Origin of the sequence: Corynebacterium sp. KPL1818, from assembly GCF_000478135.1 — a bacterium.
Lineage (GTDB): Bacteria > Actinomycetota > Actinomycetes > Mycobacteriales > Mycobacteriaceae > Corynebacterium > Corynebacterium accolens.
Genome location: NZ_KI515758.1, coordinates 532604 through 551418 on the forward strand (window position 1 = coordinate 532604; position 18815 = coordinate 551418).

The 18815-nt window shown below is 60.1% G+C and carries 16 protein-coding genes; 7 read left to right on the forward strand and 9 right to left on the reverse strand.

From position 1 onward, the window contains the following. Nucleotides 1-78 precede the first annotated feature (78 nt). A complete protein-coding gene (locus HMPREF1261_RS02455; protein ID WP_023029856.1) occupies nucleotides 79-1716 on the forward strand; it encodes a dihydroxyacetone kinase family protein in 1638 nt (545 codons plus the stop codon). On the opposite strand, the gene HMPREF1261_RS02460 is transcribed toward HMPREF1261_RS02455, so the two are convergent. Beyond that, nucleotides 1676-2341, reverse strand: coding sequence for an HAD family hydrolase (locus HMPREF1261_RS02460; RefSeq protein WP_023029857.1), 666 nt, complete (start codon nucleotides 2339-2341; stop codon nucleotides 1676-1678). The two genes, HMPREF1261_RS02455 and HMPREF1261_RS02460, sit on opposite strands and share 41 nt — an antisense overlap. Nucleotides 2342-2411: 70 nt before the next feature. Between HMPREF1261_RS02460 and HMPREF1261_RS02465 the strand changes: the two genes are divergently transcribed. The 3 genes from HMPREF1261_RS02465 (at nucleotide 2412) to HMPREF1261_RS02475 (ending at nucleotide 5409) form a co-directional block, all read left to right on the forward strand. After that, nucleotides 2412-2942 carry a peptidylprolyl isomerase gene (locus HMPREF1261_RS02465; protein ID WP_005280498.1) on the forward strand — a complete coding sequence of 177 codons (531 nt, stop codon included), beginning with the start codon at nucleotides 2412-2414 and terminating at the stop codon, nucleotides 2940-2942. A gap of 97 nt (nucleotides 2943-3039) precedes the next feature. Then, nucleotides 3040-3687 carry a rhomboid family intramembrane serine protease gene (locus HMPREF1261_RS02470; RefSeq protein ID WP_005276056.1) on the forward strand — a complete coding sequence of 216 codons (648 nt, stop codon included), beginning with the start codon at nucleotides 3040-3042 and terminating at the stop codon, nucleotides 3685-3687. Between the two features lie 306 nt (nucleotides 3688-3993). Then, nucleotides 3994-5409, forward strand: coding sequence for an NAD(P)/FAD-dependent oxidoreductase (locus HMPREF1261_RS02475; protein ID WP_023029858.1), 1416 nt, complete (start codon nucleotides 3994-3996; stop codon nucleotides 5407-5409). On the opposite strand, the gene HMPREF1261_RS02480 is transcribed toward HMPREF1261_RS02475, so the two are convergent. Beyond that, on the reverse strand, nucleotides 5399-6001 hold the full coding sequence (locus tag HMPREF1261_RS02480) for a hypothetical protein (RefSeq protein WP_023029859.1): 603 nt from the start codon (nucleotides 5999-6001) through the stop codon (nucleotides 5399-5401). The two genes, HMPREF1261_RS02475 and HMPREF1261_RS02480, sit on opposite strands and share 11 nt — an antisense overlap. A gap of 223 nt (nucleotides 6002-6224) precedes the next feature. Between HMPREF1261_RS02480 and HMPREF1261_RS02485 the strand changes: the two genes are divergently transcribed. From HMPREF1261_RS02485 to nagE, 3 genes are read left to right on the forward strand one after another with little or no spacing between them, the layout of a single operon-like run. After that, complete coding sequence (locus HMPREF1261_RS02485) at nucleotides 6225-7400, forward strand: N-acetylglucosamine-6-phosphate deacetylase (protein ID WP_034657840.1); 1176 nt, start codon at nucleotides 6225-6227, stop codon at nucleotides 7398-7400. Nucleotides 7401-7410: 10 nt separating this feature from the next. Continuing rightward, a complete protein-coding gene (gene nagB, locus HMPREF1261_RS02490) occupies nucleotides 7411-8175 on the forward strand; it encodes a glucosamine-6-phosphate deaminase (protein WP_005276073.1) in 765 nt (254 codons plus the stop codon). A gap of 57 nt (nucleotides 8176-8232) precedes the next feature. After that, nucleotides 8233-10320, forward strand: coding sequence for an N-acetylglucosamine-specific PTS transporter subunit IIBC (gene nagE / locus HMPREF1261_RS02495; RefSeq protein ID WP_005276076.1), 2088 nt, complete (start codon nucleotides 8233-8235; stop codon nucleotides 10318-10320). 66 nt (nucleotides 10321-10386) lie between these two features. Here the strand turns inward: nagE and crgA are convergent, their stop codons facing one another. The 7 genes from crgA to HMPREF1261_RS02530 form a co-directional block, all read right to left on the reverse strand. Next, nucleotides 10387-10659 carry a cell division protein CrgA gene (crgA, locus tag HMPREF1261_RS02500; RefSeq protein ID WP_005276080.1) on the reverse strand — a complete coding sequence of 91 codons (273 nt, stop codon included), beginning with the start codon at nucleotides 10657-10659 and terminating at the stop codon, nucleotides 10387-10389. A gap of 70 nt (nucleotides 10660-10729) precedes the next feature. Further along, on the reverse strand, nucleotides 10730-12682 hold the full coding sequence (pknB, locus tag HMPREF1261_RS02505) for a Stk1 family PASTA domain-containing Ser/Thr kinase (RefSeq protein ID WP_023029862.1): 1953 nt from the start codon (nucleotides 12680-12682) through the stop codon (nucleotides 10730-10732). A gap of 3 nt (nucleotides 12683-12685) precedes the next feature. After that, on the reverse strand, nucleotides 12686-14197 hold the full coding sequence (locus HMPREF1261_RS02510; RefSeq protein WP_023029863.1) for a serine/threonine-protein kinase: 1512 nt from the start codon (nucleotides 14195-14197) through the stop codon (nucleotides 12686-12688). After that, entirely contained in the window at nucleotides 14197-15627 is a 1431-nt protein-coding gene (locus HMPREF1261_RS02515) for a penicillin-binding transpeptidase domain-containing protein (protein ID WP_023029864.1), read from the reverse strand. The genes HMPREF1261_RS02510 and HMPREF1261_RS02515 overlap by 1 nt, the downstream gene beginning before the upstream one ends. Beyond that, nucleotides 15624-16976 carry an FtsW/RodA/SpoVE family cell cycle protein gene (locus HMPREF1261_RS02520; RefSeq protein WP_005276093.1) on the reverse strand — a complete coding sequence of 451 codons (1353 nt, stop codon included), beginning with the start codon at nucleotides 16974-16976 and terminating at the stop codon, nucleotides 15624-15626. The genes HMPREF1261_RS02515 and HMPREF1261_RS02520 overlap by 4 nt, the downstream gene beginning before the upstream one ends. Nucleotides 16977-16979: 3 nt before the next feature. Beyond that, nucleotides 16980-18344 carry a PP2C family serine/threonine-protein phosphatase gene (locus HMPREF1261_RS02525; RefSeq protein WP_023016432.1) on the reverse strand — a complete coding sequence of 455 codons (1365 nt, stop codon included), beginning with the start codon at nucleotides 18342-18344 and terminating at the stop codon, nucleotides 16980-16982. Further along, nucleotides 18341-18793 (reverse strand): FHA domain-containing protein, encoded by a 453-nt coding sequence (locus HMPREF1261_RS02530; RefSeq protein ID WP_005276102.1) that lies wholly within the window; start codon nucleotides 18791-18793, stop codon nucleotides 18341-18343. Before HMPREF1261_RS02530 ends, HMPREF1261_RS02525 begins: the two co-directional genes overlap by 4 nt. Nucleotides 18794-18815: the final 22 nt, after the last annotated feature.

Sequence of the window (18815 nt, forward strand, 5' to 3'; positions counted from 1 at the left end):
CAGCCGGTCTGCATAGCGTTTTCGTGATCTTGTACCCACCCGCGACGCTATGGCCGGATCCGGATTACCGTGGGCGCTATGAAGCACTCAGCATTTCGCAATAGCCAAGAATCCTTCCTGTCTGATTCCCTGGCCGGGTTCATCGCCCAGCATCCCGATGCCACCTGGCACGACGCGGGCTTCATCGGGCGCAGCACCCCGCTGCGCACGGCCGATGATAAACCGGCGGTCGCGGTCATCTCCGGTGGCGGATCCGGTCACGAGCCCATGCACGCCGGCTTCATTGGGCAAGGCATGCTCGCCGCTGCCTGCCCGGGCCTGCTGTTTACCTCCCCGAATGCGGTCCAGGTCAGCGAAGCCACGCAATGGGCTGACCAGGGCAGGGGAGTGCTGCACATTGTGAAGAATTACACCGGCGATGTCATGAACTTCACCGTGGCGCGCAATGCTGCAGAGGCCGTAGATACGCGTTCCGTATTGGTTGCCGATGATATTGCTACCGAAGGCACCGGCGAGGGTCCCGGCCGGCGCGGTACGGGTGCCACGATCCTGGTGGAAAAGGTGGCCGGTGCCGCGGCGTACCGTGGTGATGACTTGGATAAGGTCACCGAGCTCGCTGAACGCACCGCCGATCAATCCCGCAGCATGTCCGTGGCACTGGGATCTGGCTTCTTGCCCACCACGGGGCGCGAAACCTTTGATCTGGACGATGGGCACATGGAAGTCGGCGTGGGCATCCACGGCGAGCCCGGCACGCACACGGAAAAGGTTGATAATGCCCATGCCATCGTGGCCACCGTGCTGGAAAAGCTGGGTGCTGCCCTCGACATCAGCAGCGGCGACGAGGTGGTGTGCCTAGTCAACGGTTTGGGCGGCACCACGCCTTTGGAACTGAGCCTGGTATTCGGCGAGGCGTCCGCGCAGCTGGCGGAGAAAGGAATTACGGTAGTGCGCTCCATGGTGGGCAACTTCGTCACCGCGGTCAATATGCACGGCGTATCCATCACGCTGCTCAAGGCGGACGACGAGCTGCTTGAGCTTATCGATGCCCCAACTTCAGCCCCCGCCTGGCCCCATACCTTGGGCGGTACAAAGCAGGTGGAAGCGGCGCGGATTACCTTCGAAGATGAACTGCCTACCGAAGGCGAAGAGAACCAGTGGTTGAGTGACTTCGTCGATCGCGTGCAATCCTCCATCGAGGAGCTGACCGAGCTTGACCGCAAGGCCGGCGATGGGGACTTCGGCACCAATATGGAGGCGGCGCTGGAAAGCATTAAACTGCCGCTGCGCGGTGCGGATGATGAGATTTTTACCGGCTTGGCCAAGCGCTTCCTCGTCCTGGCGGGCGGAACCTCGGGCGCGGTTTTCGGCAGCTTCTTCAACGACATGGCCCGCGCGCAGACCTTAGCGGAAGGTTTAAGCAGCGCGGCGGAGTTTATTCAGGAACTTGGCGGCGCGCAGCGCGGGGATTGCACCATGCTCGATGCGCTCATTCCGGCTGCTGAAAAGGCGAAAGAAATCGGTGCAGAGCGCCCAGACGAGCAAACGCTCCAGGCCCTGTACGAGGCCGCTCGCGAGGGCGTGGAAGAAACCGGAAAGATCGCCGCCAAGAAGGGGCGCGCGTCCTATCTGGGCGATCGCAGCAAGGGAGTCATCGATCCCGGTGCCCTCGTGGTTAGCTGGCTATTTGGGGGACAAGCTTTGTCAGCTGACTAAGGGAAGACACATCGCCCTCTCCCTTTCCGGACCTGTCGAGGTACACAGCGCGCAGGCCCGCCCTGCGCGCACCGAGTACGTCATTTTCCAGTGAGTCGCCCACCATCAGTGTTTCCGTGGGCGTGACATCGAGCCGATCGCAGGCGGCCAGGTAGGCCTGGCGCTGCGGTTTGGGGTAGCCGAGTTCGACGGTGGGGATAAGGGGGACATCGACAAGCGCGAGGCCTCCCGCCTCCAGTTTTGCCTGCTGCATCTCGCGCTGGCCATTGGTAAGGATGCCCACCCGGAAGCCGGATGCGAGCGCCCACTCGAGGGTGGGGCGGGCATCGGCAAAGGCGCGCCACTGGCTCTGATAGGCGGCTAAGTAGCCGTCGTAGGCGGCAAGGGCTGCGGCATCGTCCATGTCCTCGCCCAAAAATTCGCGGCAACGGGCGATGCGCTGGCCTTGGTGGGAGACCTCGCCGCGCTCATAGGCGGTAAACCACTTGCGTTCAATGGCGGCAAAACGCTGGTGCTGCCCAGTATCTAGCCCGCGCTGCCGGCACCATTCATCTACGCCGGCCCGCGCTGCGGCGGTGTGATCCATCAGGGTGTCATCGAGATCGAAGAGCAACGCGCGAATCATAAGGATAACGATAGCGCGATCGCTGAGAGCGTTATGTCTTGCACAGCGGAGAGGAAGTAAATTCTTTACAATGGCTGGCATGACTCAGAAGACCGCAACTGCAACGATGCATACCAACTACGGCGATATTGTTATCGATCTCTTCGGTAACCACGCACCGGTAACCGTTGAAAACTTCATCGGTTTGGCCAAGGGCGAAAAGGACTACTCCACCCAGAACGCAAAGGGCGAGCAGTCCGGCCCGTTCTACGATGGCGCCATCTTCCACCGCATCATCGATAACTTCATGATCCAGGGCGGCGACCCCACCGGCACCGGCCGCGGTGGCCCGGGCTACCAGTTCCAGGACGAGTTCCACCCAGAGCTGCAGTTCGACCGCCCATTCCTGCTGGCCATGGCCAATGCTGGCCCAGGCACCAACGGTTCCCAGTTCTTCATCACCGTGGCGCCGACCCCGCACCTGAACAACCACCACACCATCTTCGGTGAGGTTACGGACCCGGCTTCGCAGGAAGTCGTCTCCAAGATTGGCAAGGTCGACACCGACCGGATGGACCGTCCGCATGAGGACGTTGTCATCGAGTCCATCGATATCGCCTAAGCGTTTTCTCGCACCGCGCCCGGCACCACACTCCTTCCTGTGGTGCCGGGTTCGTTTAGTTTTATCCGAATGCCAACAAAGGGTCAGCTTCTACGCCATGGTGAAAAATTATTTGCGAACCGCCCCCGTTACCTCGACCATCGCCGCGATCTGCATCATCGCGTGGTCAATTACCGCGGTACAAGCTCGCACATTGGGCGAGACCTTCTTTCTCTCCACGCTGAGCCAAGACTGGGCCTTGTGGGGGCCGCAGTACGCCGATGCGCCGCTAACGGCGCTGTCCTCGGAATTCATGCACTTGGACGGCGGGCACCTCGCGGTCAATATGGTGATGCTCCTGCTCATCGGTAGGGAAGTAGAGCGCGCCTTAAATACCGGGCTATACATTGCCGCGTACCTAGTTTCTTGTTTGGGCGCTTCCGCCATGGTGCTGTGGTTCGATTTTGGCACGCCCACGGTAGGCGCCTCCGGGGCGATCTTTGCCCTGATGGGCATGCTGGTGGGCGTCTTCCGGCAACGCGGGATGGACTTGCGCGCGCCCATCGTCCTCGTATTGGTCAATGTGGGCTATACCTTCGTCGCAGAGGGAGTCTCCCTGTGGGGCCACCTTGGTGGCTTGTGCACCGGCATCATCTTGAGCTTCTTCCTCTTTCATCGAAATAAATCCGTGCGCTGGGCGGGTGTCGCTCTTACCGGTGCGGTCATCATTGTGTTATTGGCCCTGCGAGCTGGGGTTTGGGGATAACTGTGGAATTTGATCACCGGAATGGGTGTGCGAAAGAAATCCACAATAGTTATCCACATTGTGGATAACCACATTCTTGTAATTTACCGAACGCTTTTCCGGAGTTTTCCCTGATCACACAGGTTATAGCGGTATCGGCGGCCGAAAAATCACCTGTGGAAGCCCGTGAAAACACTTATCCACAGGGTGGGGATAAGTCTGTGAAATAAATATTCCACAGGTTTCTTCCACAGCCTGTGGATAACTTTGTACCCATCGTGTGGGCGAATAGGTAGATTGGGGCCACTGACCTGCACAAGGAGGACTGTGGATAAACAACCGCACGCCGTGATCGTCGGCGCAGGGCCCAATGGGCTCACCGCCGCGGCCCGCCTTGCTACAGCCGGTTGGCGCGTGGATGTGTATGAGCGCGCCAGCCACCCGGGTGGGGCAGCGGCATCGTCGACGGAGATCTTTCCGGGCACCATCGTTGATCTTGGCGCGGCCGGTCACCCCTTCGGCATCGCGAGCCCGGCCTTCCGCGCACTCGATCTGGAATCCCACGGCCTGCGCTGGCGCCATGCGCGCTATCCCATGGCCCATCCACTGGAGGGCGCGCCGGCGGGCATTCTCCACAATTCCCTAGAGGAGACCGCCGCGGGGCTCGGCACCGATGCCAGGGCGTGGACCCGCCTGCACGGCCACGTGGTGCGCAATATCGACGCACACGTGAACAACGCGCTCACCCCGCTGGTGCGCTGGCCCGAGCACCCGGTGCGCTTGGCGCAATTCGGCGCGCCGGGCCTGCTCCCGGCGAGCGCGCTCGCGCGGGCGGCATTTACTTCCCCGCAGGCCCGCGCCTTATTCGCCGGTAGCGCGGTGCACGCCATTACCTCGCCTACCAGGGCTTTTACCTCCGCTTTCGGCCTGCTCTTTGGCGCGCTCGGCATGACCCGCGGCTGGCCAGTGGTGGAAGGCGGTACGCAGGCGCTTGCCGATGCCCTCGTCTCCCTCCTCCGCTCCCACAACGCCCGCATCTACACCGGCGCCGACATCACGGATGTGCGCAGCCTGCCCCGCGCGGATGCCCTTATCCTCAATCTCACCCCGCGCCAGATCCTTAGGCTGGGCGGGCTCGACCTTCCTGCACGGACTCGACGAAACCTGCGGCGGTGGCGCTATGGCAGCGCGGTGTACAAGGTGGACTTTCACCTAAGCGAACCCGTGCCGTGGGCCGATCCCCGCGTGGGCCAAGCCGGCACCGTCCACGTAGGCGGCAGCGTGGAGGAGATCAGTGGGGCGGAAAGGGACATCGGCAAGCGCCGCATGCCCGTAAATCCCCTGGTCATGGTGTGTCAACAGTACGTGGCCGACCCGTCGCGCGGGCTGGTGCTGTGGACCTATGCGCACTTGCCGCACGGCTATGAGGAGCGTTATCCACGGGAGGTGACCGGCCTCATTGCGCGACAGATCGAGCGCTTCGCACCAGGTTTTCGCGATACCATCCTGGCCACCCGCGCGACGAGCCCGGCTGACCTGGAGCGCTGGAACCCCAACCTCGTGGGTGGCGATATCGCCGGTGGCGCCATGACCGGGCTGCAGACCGTGCTGCGCCCGCGCCTTTCCGCGCACCCGCACCGGCTCGCGCCGGGAGTATTCATGGCATCGGGGTCCACCGCACCTGGGGCCGGCGTCCATGGCATGCCCGGGTGGTGGGCCGCTGAAAGTGCGGCTACGCCTTAATGGGCGCGTGGCGTTCGCAGTAGAGGAATACCGCACCGATCATCCACAGCGTCACCGCGGCAAGATATCCGGGGGTGGTCGTGGTCTGCGGCTCGATACTATTGCCGGGAATGAGGCCGGTGACTAATGGCTCCAGCACGAAACCGAGCACGGCGACGTAATCTAGCCAGCCCAACCTGTGGGAAAATGCCCCCGCCACGCCGAAAAGTGGCCCGGCGATAAGGGCAAAGAGGAACCACGCGCCATTAGCTAAAAACGCCGTCTGCCAGTCGTAGATACCAAAGGCGGAAAGCAGCCCGTAGTGCACCGCCAACATGAGCAGGAGTATGCCGGCTCCTGCGAAAAAGGCCGTGGTCCACCGGTGGGCGCACGCCTTGCCCATAAGGTAGGCAAATAGCGCCCACACCATGCCAGAGCCCAGCACTGGGCCAAGGTAATTGCGTAAGGACAGGCGCGCGGGTGCGGTGCCTTCGATCAGGGCGGGATCAGAAAACGCGATATGAACGGCGGCATAGGCCACCGAGACGGCTAAGCCGGCCAAGAGAACGTACTGGGACCGGTGCCGCGGCGGTGCGGGCGAACGACTGGTCATGGTGTGCTCCTTGAGATGAGGATCCCGCCATGTCCGGGGCACGGACTGGTGAGGGGCTGCAATAACCCTAACCTAGTGAAGGTGACAATCTCACATTAAAAACTGAAAGTGACCCCATTGACAACGGCTTATGGTACCAATAGGTTATAACATAGTGCTGCGCTGGGATATCGGCGCGTTTATGGGACGGTGCCTGCCTACACAACAGAAAAGTGAACGAAATATGCAGACACAGACGAAGGGCCGCGTAGAAGGCCTGTACATCGACGAGAACGTCGAGCTGCGCGCTGGTGCGCTGAACTTTGGCGGGCGCATTGAAGACATCTCGTTTGGTGATGTCCCCGCAGCGCACGCGGCCTGGCAATCCGGTGACCCAAACGTTTTGCTGTGGGTCCCAGGTTTTGTGGACTTGCACAATCACGGCGGCAATGGGGGAAGCTTTCCCAATGGTGATTATGACCAGTGCCGCGCCGCCGCGCGATTTCATCGCGCCCACGGCACCACCACGCTGATAGCCAGCATGGTTTCTGGAACGCAAGCGGAGCTGTGCGTGCGGGCGGAGCTGCTTGCCACGCTGGCAGAAGAAGGGGACATCGCCGGCATCCACATGGAAGGTCCATTCATCGCCGCGGCCAAGTGTGGCGCGCAGGATCCATCGCGCATCGTGCCGGGAGACCCAGACTTTTTCCGCGCGGTGATCGATGCCGCCCGCGGCCACCTGCGGTCCATTACCTTCGCCCCAGAAACCCCGGCCGCTGCAGAGCTCCTTGAGGTCTGCGCCGAGCACGATATTATCGCCAGCCTGGGCCATACCGAAGCCGATTATGAGACCACGCTGCGGGTGATGGAGCAGGCACAAGACTTGGGCGTTACCGTGACCGGCACCCACCTTTTCAACGCCATGCCGCCCATCCACCACCGCAACCCTGGCACGGTGGCCGCCCTACTCACCGGCTCGAAGGCCGGCGATGCGGGGGTAGAGCTTATTGCCGATGGCGTGCATCTTGCCGATGGCACCGTAGACATGGCCTATAACCGCCGCGCCTTTGCCGTCACCGATGCAATGGCCGCTGCCGGCATGGCCGATGGCTCCTATGAGCTGGGCTCCCTGCCCGTTACCGTGACCGATGGCGTGGCGCGGGTGGACAGTGGCGCCATCGCCGGTGGAACCTCCACCTTGGCGCAGCAATTTGCGCGTTTTGCCGCGCGCCACGGCGCAGAGGAGGCGGTTCGGTTTACCTCCACCACGGCCGCGGACGTACTGGGGGATAAGGACATAGGGCGTTTGGCTCCCGGCAAGCGCGCCAACCTCGTGGGCCTGAATGCGCACTTCGAGCCCATGCGCGTCATCGCTGATGGCATTGACATCACCGCCGCGACAGATACTGATTCACGTTAGGAAATACTGCATGGACATCCTCATTCGTTCCACACCAGCAGAGGTGGCTATTGCCGCCGCCGATATCTTCGTCCGCTATGCCAACGCCGGGGCCACCTTGGGCCTGGCCACGGGTTCTACTCCGGTAGCGATGTATCAAGAACTCACCGCCCGCTACGAGCGCCAAGAGGTGAGTTTCGCTCGCAGCCGAGCCTTCCTCCTCGATGAATACGTGGGGCTGGCTCGCTCCCATGAGCAGTCGTATTACTCCACCATCCGCCGCGTATTTACCAGTCACGTCGACTTCATCGATGAGTTAGTGCAGAGCCCCGAGGGCGATGCCGCGGACTCGGACCGCGCCGCAGCCGCCTATGACCAGGCCATTCGCCATGCTGGCGGCATCGATATCCAGCTGCTGGGCATCGGTGGCAATGGGCACATCGGCTTTAATGAGCCCTCCAGCTCCTTGCAATCGCGCACGCGCCTGGAAACGCTGCACCCGCGGACGGTGCAGGATAATGCCCGCTTCTTCGAGAACACGGACAGTGTTCCTCGCTATGCGCTGACCCAGGGGCTCGGCACCATCAGCGAGGCCCGTCACCTATTGCTGCTGGCCACTGGGACCGAAAAATCCAGCGCGGTCCGCGACATGGTGGAGGGCCCGCTGTCCGCGCACTGCCCGGCCTCGGTCCTCCAGCTACACCCACGGGCCACGGTGATTCTCGATGAAGACGCGGCTTCCCAGTTGGAAGATTACGAGTACTACCGCTTTGTGGATGAGCACCGTCCGCACTGAAGCCCTCTTTTACCTCTTTACACCTTTGAAAGGACTCCTCTCGTGAAACTCAATATTATGGGGCCGCTGCAGCGGCTCGGAAAGGCGCTGATGGGCGCCGTGGCAGTACTGCCTGTCGCGGCGATCCTCGGCGGCGTTGGCTACTGGATAGCCAGCGTTGCCGGCCAGGATAACGTTGTCGCGCAGCTGCTGGTCAGCTCCGGCGGTGCCGTGCTGGATAATCTGGGCTGGATCTTCGCCGTTGCCATCGCCTTTGGCCTGGCCAAAGACTCCAATGGTGCCTCCGCACTGTCCGGTTTCCTGGCGTATGCCACCTTCATGAAGCTCTTGGGCCCCGACGCGGTGGCCGGCTATCGCGGCATCGAAGATCCCGAGGCTCTTACGGGCGACGAAGCCGTCGAATGGGCGGCTGAAGGTTGGAATGCAGTCGGTGACGGCAACGTTCTTTTCGGCATCCTTGCAGGCATCATGGCGGCGATGGTCTATAACCGCTTCCATGGCACTAAGCTGCCGGACTTCCTGGCCTTCTTCTCTGGCCGCCGCCTCGTCCCCATCCTCACTGCGCTTTTCGCCATCGTGGTTTCCGCCATCCTCTACTTCGTATGGCCCTTCATTTACCACGCGCTCTTCAACTTCGGTACCTCCATCCAGGGCCTCGGTGCTGCGGGTGCGGGCATCTACGGCGTGGCCAACCGCCTGCTCATTCCGACGGGTCTGCACCACGCACTGAACTCCGTGTTCTGGTTCGACGTTATTGGTATTAACGACATCGGTAACTTCCAATCCGGCCAATCCACTATCGACGCGGCCGCCGCGGCTACCTCCGCCGCAGAGTGCCCTGGTATTTGGGAAAACGGACAATGCACCGTGGACGGAGTGGTTGGACGCTACCAGGCCGGATTCTTCCCAATCATGATGTTCGGCCTGCCAGGTGCCGCCCTGGCCATGTACCTGCGCGCGGATAAGGGCCGCCGCAAGGTCATCGGCTCCCTCATGGCCGCCGGCGCCCTAGCCTCCTTCTTCACCGGCGTGACCGAGCCGCTGGAATTCTCCTTTATGTTCGTCGCCCCGCTGCTTTATGTGGTGCACGCGCTGCTGACGGGCCTGTCGGTCTTTATCGCCTCCGCGATGGAATGGACCGCGGGATTCGGCTTCTCCGCAGGTTTTGTGGATATGTTGTTGTCCTCGCAAAACCCGCTGGCCAATAAGTGGTACATGCTCCTAATTATGGGCGTTATCTTCTTCGCCCTGTATTTCGTTATCTTCTACTACCTCATCGGCTGGTTTAACCTGAAGACCCCAGGCCGCGGCGATGAAGAGGACGCCCCTGAAGACGACGATGCCGCCACGGGCGATGACAAGACTGCCGCGTCCGCCTCCCGCATCATCGAGGGTCTCGGCGGCAAGGACAATATCGATTCCTTGGATTACTGCACCACCCGCCTGCGCGTGGGTGTAAAGGATCGCGCGCTTGTCGATGACCCCACTATCAAGCGCGCCGGGATTTCCGGCGTCATCCACCCTTCCGAAAAGAACGTGCAGGTCATCGTGGGCCCCTCCGTGCAGTTCATGTTTGATGAGGTCAACCACCAACTGCGCACCGGCTCCGCCTCGGTAGCTACGAAGTCGGCGAAGCCCAGCGAAGAGGCTCGCCCGGCGGAGAAGATCGGCACCGATATTCAGCTCCACGCCCCGTTCGAGGGAACCGTCGTGCCGCTTTCTGAGGTCCCCGATGAGTCCTTTGCTCAGGGCATGGTGGGCGAAGGCTTTGCCGTTATTCCTACCGTGATCGATGCCTTCGATGTCTGTGCCCCAGTAGATGGCACCATCACCATGGTCTTCAAGACCGGCCATGCCTTCGGCATGCGGACCGAAGAAGGCCTCGACCTGCTCATTCACATCGGTATCGATACCGTTGAATTGAACGGGGAGGGCTTTACCAAGCTCGCGGCCAAGGGCGATGTTGTCCGCGCCGGGACCCCCATCATCGCGGTGGAGTCCGAGAAGCTGCGCGAGCGCGGCATCAACCTGATTACCCCGGTGGTCTGCCCCACGGTAAAGCAGATCGCTGGAGTAGATATCGAACACGAGGGCCGCGCTGACCAGAGTGTCTCTGTTGCCCGTGTGCGCCCGGCTGAACACTAAGGCCTAAGCACGGAAACCCTCGCGGTCACCTTGCGGTGGCGGCGAGGGTTTCTTTTTGGCGGCGGTCTAGCGCCAGCCCATGGTCATGAGCAAACCAATGAGGGCGAGGCCGAAACCAATCCCGTAGTTCCAACCGCCGAGCTCCGCCATGAAGGGGATGGATTCACCGGCGAGATAATTGACCACGAGCCACAGCAGGCCAATGACCATCAGGCCAAGCATGATGGCCACGTACCACTTCGGGGTGCCTTCAGAGTTGATTTTGACCGGGGTGCGATTCGCCCCGGCAGAGCTCGATACCTGGGTGGCAGAGCTCTGGGTGATCTTTGACTTTGGCATAAGAGACCTTCTCTAGACTTCAGTTCTTATCTCAGTGCTTACTGATGAATTACGATACCAGCAGCGGTGGTTACGGCAGTAGCGCCGAGGCTTCGAATTTCCAGATGCGAACCTCCACGTCCTGATCCTTGCGGATGGTATCGCCAGGATTGATGGATGCCCAACCGATCTTATTGCTATCGACCAAGGCGCCGGTAGGAATTGGCTCGCCCACGCGCAGCTGGCCATTCCAGCCCGCCTGGCGCAGGGCATTCTCGGCTTGTCCTTGATTCTTGTGCATGACCTCGGGTGCCTTCATGAGCATCCCATTGGATACCTCAATGGTGACGGTCTGGCCCTTTTCCAGCTGTGCGCCCTGGTTGGACACGTTCAGCACGGTGCCTTCCGGCTCTAAGGAATCGACTTCGCGGACATTGACGTCGAAGTCACTGGCTTCGAGGCGGCTGCGCGCATCCTCCTCGTTCAAGCCGGAGACATCAGGAACGCGCTTCTTTTCGATGCCCTTAGACACCGTCACCCGGACCTTCGAGCCCTTGGACAATTGCGTACCACCCGCGGGGTTTTGCTGGATTACCTCGCCGGCGGGGGCGTCATCGTTGCGCTCGGAAATATCCGAGTTCAGCTCCAAGCCTGCCTCTTCCAAGACCTGCGCGGCCTGATCCAAGTTCATGCCGGTGATATCCGGGACATCGATGATCTCCTTGCCGGAAGAAACGGTCAAGGTCACCGAGGCGTTCTTCTGCAATTCCGAACCCGGGGCCGGATTGATGCGAATCGCATTATTGCGATCGATATCGGGGTTAGCTTCCTCGTTCACGGTGACGAGAAGTCCCAAGTCCTCGAGCTCTTTGACCACTTCATTGCGCGGGCGGTTTTCTACCTCCGGCACGATGACACTATTGTGCTCCGCTACCTCGGTTTGGTTACGGCCATCCCTATTCTTTTCATCGTCGCTGCTCCAGAAATCCCAGGCAAAATAGCCCAAAATGGCGACCAACAGCGCGACGAGGAGCAGCGCGAGCCACTTCATCCAGCCGCCGCCTTCATCTTCTTCGGGTGCTCCGGTAGGACGCGTCGATTCGATCGGTGCCCGGTGGGATGTAGCAGTAGCGGTGGCCGGCGCGGGCATCGCCGTTGTGGCATCGTCCTCGTTGACGTGCATGCGGGCGGCCTCGGTGACCTGGCCCGTGCGCAGACGATCCAAATCGCCGGCCATCTCCCACGCAGACTGGTAGCGGTCCGCGGGGTGCTTGGCCATCGCGGTCAGTACCACTGCATCGATATTGACCCGCTGGGTGGGGGTCAACGAGGGGTCATCGATAAGCTCCGAAGGCGGGGTCGGTTCCTCCTGCACATGCTGGTAAGCCACGGCAAAGGGGGTTTCGCCTTCGAATGGGGTGCGGCCGGTGAGCACCTCGTACATGACACAGCCCAGCGCATAGACATCAGAACGCGCATCGGCGTTCTTGCCGCGCGCCTGCTCCGGGGAAAGGTACTGGGCGGTACCGATAACGGCAGAAGTTTGGGTCATCGCCGAGGTCGAATCATCCAATGCACGGGCGATGCCAAAGTCCATCACCTTCACCTGGCCGGTATTGGTGAGCATGATATTCGCCGGCTTGATATCGCGGTGAATGATTCCCGCCTCATGGGATGCCTGCAAGGCCTCCGCGACCGGCTTGAGGATCTCCGCCGCCTCTTGGGCAGGCAGCGGGCCATCTTCGCGAATAATATCGCGCAGCGTGGCCCCGTTGACCTTCTCCATGACAATATACGGGATGGTCATGCCGTCCATCTCGGTCTCGCCGGTGTCATAGACCGCGACGATATTGGGATGGTTGAGCCTGCCCGAGTTCTGCGCCTCGCGGTAGAAGCGCTCGCGGAAGTTGATATCGCGAGCCATCTCCGTGCGCAGCATTTTTACCGCAACTTGCCGGCCTAAAGTGGTGTCCTCTGCGGCAAATACCTCGGACATGCCGCCGGAGCCGATGATCTCACCGAGCCGGTACCGGTCATTGACCATGGCTTAGTCACCATCCTGTCTTAATAGGTCAGATAAATCCCCAGGGAGTTCATCGGGCTGTGAGTTTACTGTGTTTTTCTGCTCAGGTGTATTTTCGACGTGCGTCTCCTGCGGCTGGCGCTGCTGGGGCTGACGCTGCTGCGTCGGGGTATTCGGGGCCTGCTGGTTTCGCGTCGGGGCCTGCTGGTTCGGGGTCTGCGGCTGCCGGTGATTATCGCGCGGCGCCTGGTTGCCCTCCCGATCCGTGGGCTCCGTCTCCGTTACCGTCACTTCCTGCGGCGTCTCATTAGTATCTTCTTCCTCTAGGGTTTCTACCTGCGTGGTCGTGGGATCCCGGTATTCGGTAACCACGGAAGTTTCCTGGGTAGACGAAGGCTCGCTGTCGCCGCCCTCGCTACTCATGAGGTTCATGATGGCGTAGCCGGCCGCGGCAAGCAGGGCGATGGCCGCGACGATACCCAGGCCTTTAAGGAAAGACTTCCCGCCCTTCGAATCATTGTCCGGGGCTGGTGCTGACTTGCGCTGTGGAGCTGGCGTCCCCGTGGCCGTCCCCGCCGCCGGATGAATGGTGGTGGGCTGGGCGACATCGGCAAGCATCTCCGTCGATGCCGAGGGCGAAGGCTCTGGGGCCTGCTGGTGGGGCGGAATGGACTTGGGCTGCGGCGGGCGCTTGCCCAGGCGCACATCGGATACCGCGACCGTGAACTCATTGCCATCGGCATAGCGGGTATTGGGATCCTTGCGCAGCGCAATACGAATGAGCTCGCGCGCCGGGGCGCTAATCGTGGTCGACAGCGGTTCAGGCTCTTGGTTGATGTGGGCAAGGGCGATGGACACGGAGGAATCGCCCGAAAAGGGTCGCTTACCGCCGAGCATCTCGTAACCTACGACGCCGAGCGAATAGATATCCGAGGCAGGGGTGACCTCCTTGCCCTGCGCTTGCTCAGGCGAAACGTACTGGGCGGTGCCCACCACCATGCCGGTGCGCGTGAGCGGTACCGAGGCAGCCGCCTTGGCGATGCCAAAGTCCGTAATCTTTACCTGCCCATTTTGGGTAATCATCAGGTTGCCGGGCTTAATATCGCGGTGCACCAATCCCATCCGGTGGATAATGGATAGGCCGTGACCCGCCTGCTCGAGCACGTCCAGCGCGAGTTCTTCCTGCAAGGTATTCTCGCGCGCGAGCAGGTCCGCGAGGGATTCTCCCCGCACGTATTCCAAGGCCATGAAGCAGAATTTGCGGCCATTATCTTCCAGCTCGCGGTAGTCATACGTGGCCACCACGTTATCGGACTGGATAGATTCGGCCGATTCCGCTTCATTGCGGAAGCGGGAGAGGAATTCCTGGTTATCGGAAAATTCCGGCCGCAAAACCTTGATGGCTACTTCGCGGTCATTGCGAGTGTCATCGGCAAGCCACACCGTGGACATGCCACCGTGGCCAATGATCCACTGCAGCTCGTAGTCGCTGCCGATGAGGTCCTGGAGATGGTCCTTATTTTCGGTATTCTTCATTACTGCTCCCCCTGGTATGCGCTCAAGATGGCACGACCAATTGGGCCAGAGACTCTGCCGCCCGTTGCGGATTCGCCCAGGTTACCGCCGTTCTTGACGACGACCCCGACGGCAATATCGCGGTCCGGATCAAAGGCCACGTACCACACGTGCGGAGCTAAGCCTTCGCCGTGCTCGGCGGTACCGGTTTTAGACGCGAAGCCATTGCCGTCGTAGCCCCACGAAGAACGCTCGGAGGCAAACATCAAATCCTGAATGGTCGATGCGGTCTCTTCCGTGACGGCCTCGCCGCCCTTCTTGGGCTTGGTGGTGCGGATGTCCTTCATCTGGGCATCGGTAATGCGATTGACTAGATAAGGCTCCATGCGCGTGCCTTTATTAGCCACGGTGCCGGCCATGACTGCCGCTTGCAACGCGGACATAGTGACATCGCGCTGGCCGATGGCCGATTGCGCCGTCGCCGCACCATCCGGCAGGTCACCCAAGGTACCCCCGGAAGAAGAGACTCCCAGATCGTATTTCTCACCAATGCCGAAAGCATCCGCGTATTTGCGCAGCTCATCCGCGCCAATCTGCTCAGACATCTGCACAAATGCGGTATTGCACGACAGCGCGAACGCGGTCTGCAGGGTGACGGAATCTTGGCCGTTGCACTTTTCATTGCCGTAGTTCGTCAGCTCCGTGACGGCATCCGGCAGGGTAATCACGTTGGCACCGGTCAGGCTCGACGAGGGATTGAATCCATTATTCAACCCGGCCGCAGTCGTAATGATCTTGAAAATAGATCCCGGTGGCAAGGTATCCGCCGCTGCGTGGTTGACCAGCGGCTGGCCCGCTTGCTCCTGCAAACCCGTCCACGCCTCATCGGCGGACTCGCCGACCAGTGAATTCGGGTTAAAGCCCGGGTTGGAGGCCATGGCCAGAATCTTGCCCGTCGATGGCTGGATGGCAACCGCCGAACCTTCGTATCCCGGACCCGCCAACTGGTCATACGCGGCCTGTTGCAATGCTGGGTCTATGGTGACCTCTACATTGGCGCCCTGGGTGGGCTTATTCGCGATGGTATCCAGCCAGTGCTGCTTGAACAGGGAATCATCCGTGCCATTGAGAATGTCATTTTGCGAAGATTCCAATTCCGAAGCGCCGAATTGGCTGGACAAGTATCCGGTGATATTGCCAAAAGCAGGCGAATCGATGGGATAAGACCGGGAGTAGGTCTCATCCGGGTTTTCCGTGGATTGCGCCAGCACCGTATTGCCGGAATAGATCTGGCCGCGCGGGGTGGTCTGCAGCTCAATGAACCCGCGCGAGTTCTTAGCATTATGCGCGTATTTATCGTCCGAAAATGCCTGAATCACCGTCAGGTTCACCAACAGGATTGCGGTCAAGACGATGGCAAATAGGGACACTAGGCGGATGGATTTGTTCATCGGTAAGCCTCCTGAACCGACGGGAACATGGAGGTGTCACTCGGAGCGTTGCTCGAGTTCTCCTGCATGGGTCGGCGTGCCGCGTTAGAGATCCGCAGCAAAATCGCCAACAGTACATAGTTAGCCATGAGAGAGGAACCACCGGCGGACATGAAAGGAGTGGTCAAGCCGGTCATCGGCAGCAGGGCGGAAATGCCACCGGTGACGACGAAGACCTGTACCGCCAAAGTAAGAGAAAGGCCTGAAGCGACCAGTTTGCCGTACGTATCGCGGGTACGCAACGCGGTATTGAATCCGCGGGTCACCAACATGCCAAAGAGGACCAAAACGGCAGCTAGGCCAATCAGGCCCAATTCCTCGCCGATGGCGGCGAGGATGAAGTCAGAGTGTGCCACCGGCACCAATTCAGGGTGTCCTTGGCCCAAGCCGCTGCCGGAAATACCGCCAGAGGACATACCAAAAAGGGACTGGGCCAATTGGTAGCCGGTGTTGTCGTAGTTAGCCAGCGGGTCCATGAAGTTGGAAAAACGCTGCTGGATTTTTTCGGATACCTGGTAAATGCCAAAGCCACCGATACCGACGAGGACGAGGCCAATAAATAGCCAACTAACCCGGCCGGTAGCCATAAATAGCATGCCCAGCACCGTGCTAAAGAGCAGCAATGCCGGACCGAAGTCATTGGAAATGCCCATGATGATAATGGCGATGGCCCACACGATGAGAATGGGGGCGAGGTCGCGCAAGCGGGGCAGGGAAATTCCCAAGAAACGATAGCCAGCCACGGTAAAAAGGGATCGCTTCTGCGTTAGCAGCATGGCAAAGAATAAGATCAGCATGATCTTGGAGAACTCACCCGGCTGGATGGAAAATGGCCCGAAGTTCAGCCAAATGCGCGCCTCAACGCCATCAGGTTGTGGCCACACCAATGGCAGCGCCAACAGTACGAGGCCGGCTGCGCCTAAGATATAGGAGTAGCGGGTGAGTGAGCGATGGTCCTTGACAACCGCCAGGACCAGCACAAAGAGCACCAATCCAACGACGGTCCACATGACCTGACGGACCGCGAGACCCCGATCATTGACCAAATCCAAGCGGGCCAAAACGATAAGCCCAATGCCATTAAGGATGGCCACGATAGGCAACATGATCTGGTCCGCGTAGGGCGCCAAGAAGCACATTGCCAAGTGGGCAATGGTAAAGACACCAATGAATCCACCGATGAGGTAGATCAAGTCCGTCGTAAGCGCATTATCTTGCGACAGCTCCAAACTTACCAAGGTAATGGCAAAGACAGCCGCGGCGAGAATAAGGAGGCCGAGTTCGATTCTTCGGCTAAAAAACTTCTGCATCAGCTACACCTCCCTACAAGTGACCCCAGGTTTGTTTTCCTTGGTGTCTTTATTATCTTTTTGGCTCGGTGCAGTGATACATGGCTTGAGTGCCTTTTCACCCAGGTCATTAATCTGATCCTGAACCTTGCTCAGATCACCGGCGGAAATGTGGTTGACCGCGCCGCGCTCAGACTCGGGCAGGTCAGAGACCTTCAACGGGGTGAAGTCTCCCTTGCACTTCTGTGCAGAAAACAGCAAGGAGTTCTTGTCATTGATGCACACGTATTGGTGCGTGGAGCTTAAATCCTTGCCAAATACGGAATAATCCGCGCCCTTCAGGATGGTGATTTCCTGGGCATCGTTGGTCTCGGCGTAGTAGTTATTGGACAAAAAGTTCTTTACCCACAGCCCTGCGCCGATAACGAGCGCCAAGATGATGATGAGCGCGATGAGGACCTTCCACCCGACTTTTCGTCGAGAAGGCTCGTCCTCTGCCTCTTCTTCATCGGAGTCCTTGGCCGCATTGTCTTCATCGGCCATGACGGCCGGCGGAATTACCTGGGGTTTACGGGTGAGTTTGGCGGCGCGTGACGCAGATGAATCCGGGTGAGTGGGCTCTTCTACCGAACCCGCCAGCGCACCGACGCGGAAAGGCTCGTGGGTGGCGGGCTTTTCTTCCGTAACCTCGCCGATGACGACCGTGACATTGTCTGGTCCGCCCGAACGTATGGCGAGATCCACGAGGGTGGAGCCCGCCTGTTCGATGCTTCCTTGGCCAAGGGCAGTCTCAATCGTGGAAGCCGTAACCGGGTCAGACAGTCCATCCGAGCACAGCAGAATGCGGTCTCCCGCCTTGGCTTCGAATGTAAAGAGTGTCGGCTCCACCGCACGCCCGGTATAGGCCTTCAAGATGAGGGACTTTTGTGGGTGGGAAGAAACATCTTCTGCAGCCAGCTCGCCCTTATCCACCAAGGACTGCACATAGGTATCATCCTTGGTGATTTGCTCGAGCTTGCCATCGCGCAGCAAATAAGCGCGCGAATCGCCCACATGGCAGACACCAAAGGTGGTGCCATTGAACAGCATCGTGGACAGCGTCGTGCCCATGCCCTCGGTCTCCGGGTGGGCGGTGACGTGCTCGCTGATGGCCTCATTGGCGTCATCGGCAGCAGCCGCAAGGAGCGCCTCCGTGTCCTCCTTACCCGGATCCTGATCCAGGATTTCGAGGTGGTTGACCATGAGTTGGGAGGCGACCTCACCCGCGGCATGCCCGCCCATGCCATCGGCCAAAATCAGCAGGTGAGACCCGGCGTATCCGGAGTCCTCATTATTTCCGCGGATAAGCCCGCGGTCCGACTTGGCAAAAAAGTTTAGCTTCAGTGTCATGCGTTCAACCTCACGGTAGTGCGGCCTAGCTTAATTTCGGAGTTCGCGCCGACTACCTCAGGTTGGTCGATGCGCACACCATTGACGAGGGTTCCGTTGCGAGATTCCAAATCTTCCACTACCCACTCGCTGCCGCGGCGAAATAGGCGTGCATGATGGCCGGAAGAATAATCATCCCCAGTGACAAAATCACAGTCAGCGGCGCGGCCCAAGGTGCATTCCTCGAGCGTGCCCAAATTCATGTGGGATCCCTGCAAGGGGCCCTCCACAATAGAAAGCTGCTTCACCGCAGCGTGACTGCGCGGGGACGCACCCATTTTTGACGGCTGTGGCATAGCACCTGCGGATTTATTGGTATCCCGCCGCATGGCATTCAAGGCCACCAGGACAAATACCCACAAAAGAGCCAATAAGCCGATGCGAAGCGCCAGCATGATGACTGCATCCATGGCGGCCTCCCTTCCTCAGTGT

Coding starts and splice junctions, on each gene's coding strand:
- HMPREF1261_RS02455 (WP_023029856.1), top strand. CDS start 79: ATGAAGCACTCAGCATTTCGCAATAGCCAAGAATCCTTCCTGTCTGAT.
- nagB (WP_005276073.1), top strand. CDS start 7,411: ATGGACATCCTCATTCGTTCCACACCAGCAGAGGTGGCTATTGCCGCC.
- HMPREF1261_RS02485 (WP_034657840.1), top strand. CDS start 6,225: ATGCAGACACAGACGAAGGGCCGCGTAGAAGGCCTGTACATCGACGAG.
- nagE (WP_005276076.1), top strand. CDS start 8,233: ATGGGGCCGCTGCAGCGGCTCGGAAAGGCGCTGATGGGCGCCGTGGCA.
- HMPREF1261_RS02520 (WP_005276093.1), bottom strand. CDS start 16,976: ATGCAGAAGTTTTTTAGCCGAAGAATCGAACTCGGCCTCCTTATTCTC.
- HMPREF1261_RS02515 (WP_023029864.1), bottom strand. CDS start 15,627: ATGAACAAATCCATCCGCCTAGTGTCCCTATTTGCCATCGTCTTGACC.
- HMPREF1261_RS02470 (WP_005276056.1), top strand. CDS start 3,040: ATGGTGAAAAATTATTTGCGAACCGCCCCCGTTACCTCGACCATCGCC.
- crgA (WP_005276080.1), bottom strand. CDS start 10,659: ATGCCAAAGTCAAAGATCACCCAGAGCTCTGCCACCCAGGTATCGAGC.
- HMPREF1261_RS02510 (WP_023029863.1), bottom strand. CDS start 14,197: ATGAAGAATACCGAAAATAAGGACCATCTCCAGGACCTCATCGGCAGC.
- HMPREF1261_RS02525 (WP_023016432.1), bottom strand. CDS start 18,344: ATGACACTGAAGCTAAACTTTTTTGCCAAGTCGGACCGCGGGCTTATC.
- HMPREF1261_RS02530 (WP_005276102.1), bottom strand. CDS start 18,793: ATGGATGCAGTCATCATGCTGGCGCTTCGCATCGGCTTATTGGCTCTT.
- HMPREF1261_RS02480 (WP_023029859.1), bottom strand. CDS start 6,001: ATGACCAGTCGTTCGCCCGCACCGCCGCGGCACCGGTCCCAGTACGTT.
- HMPREF1261_RS02465 (WP_005280498.1), top strand. CDS start 2,412: ATGGCTGGCATGACTCAGAAGACCGCAACTGCAACGATGCATACCAAC.
- HMPREF1261_RS02460 (WP_023029857.1), bottom strand. CDS start 2,341: ATGATTCGCGCGTTGCTCTTCGATCTCGATGACACCCTGATGGATCAC.
- pknB (WP_023029862.1), bottom strand. CDS start 12,682: ATGGTCAATGACCGGTACCGGCTCGGTGAGATCATCGGCTCCGGCGGC.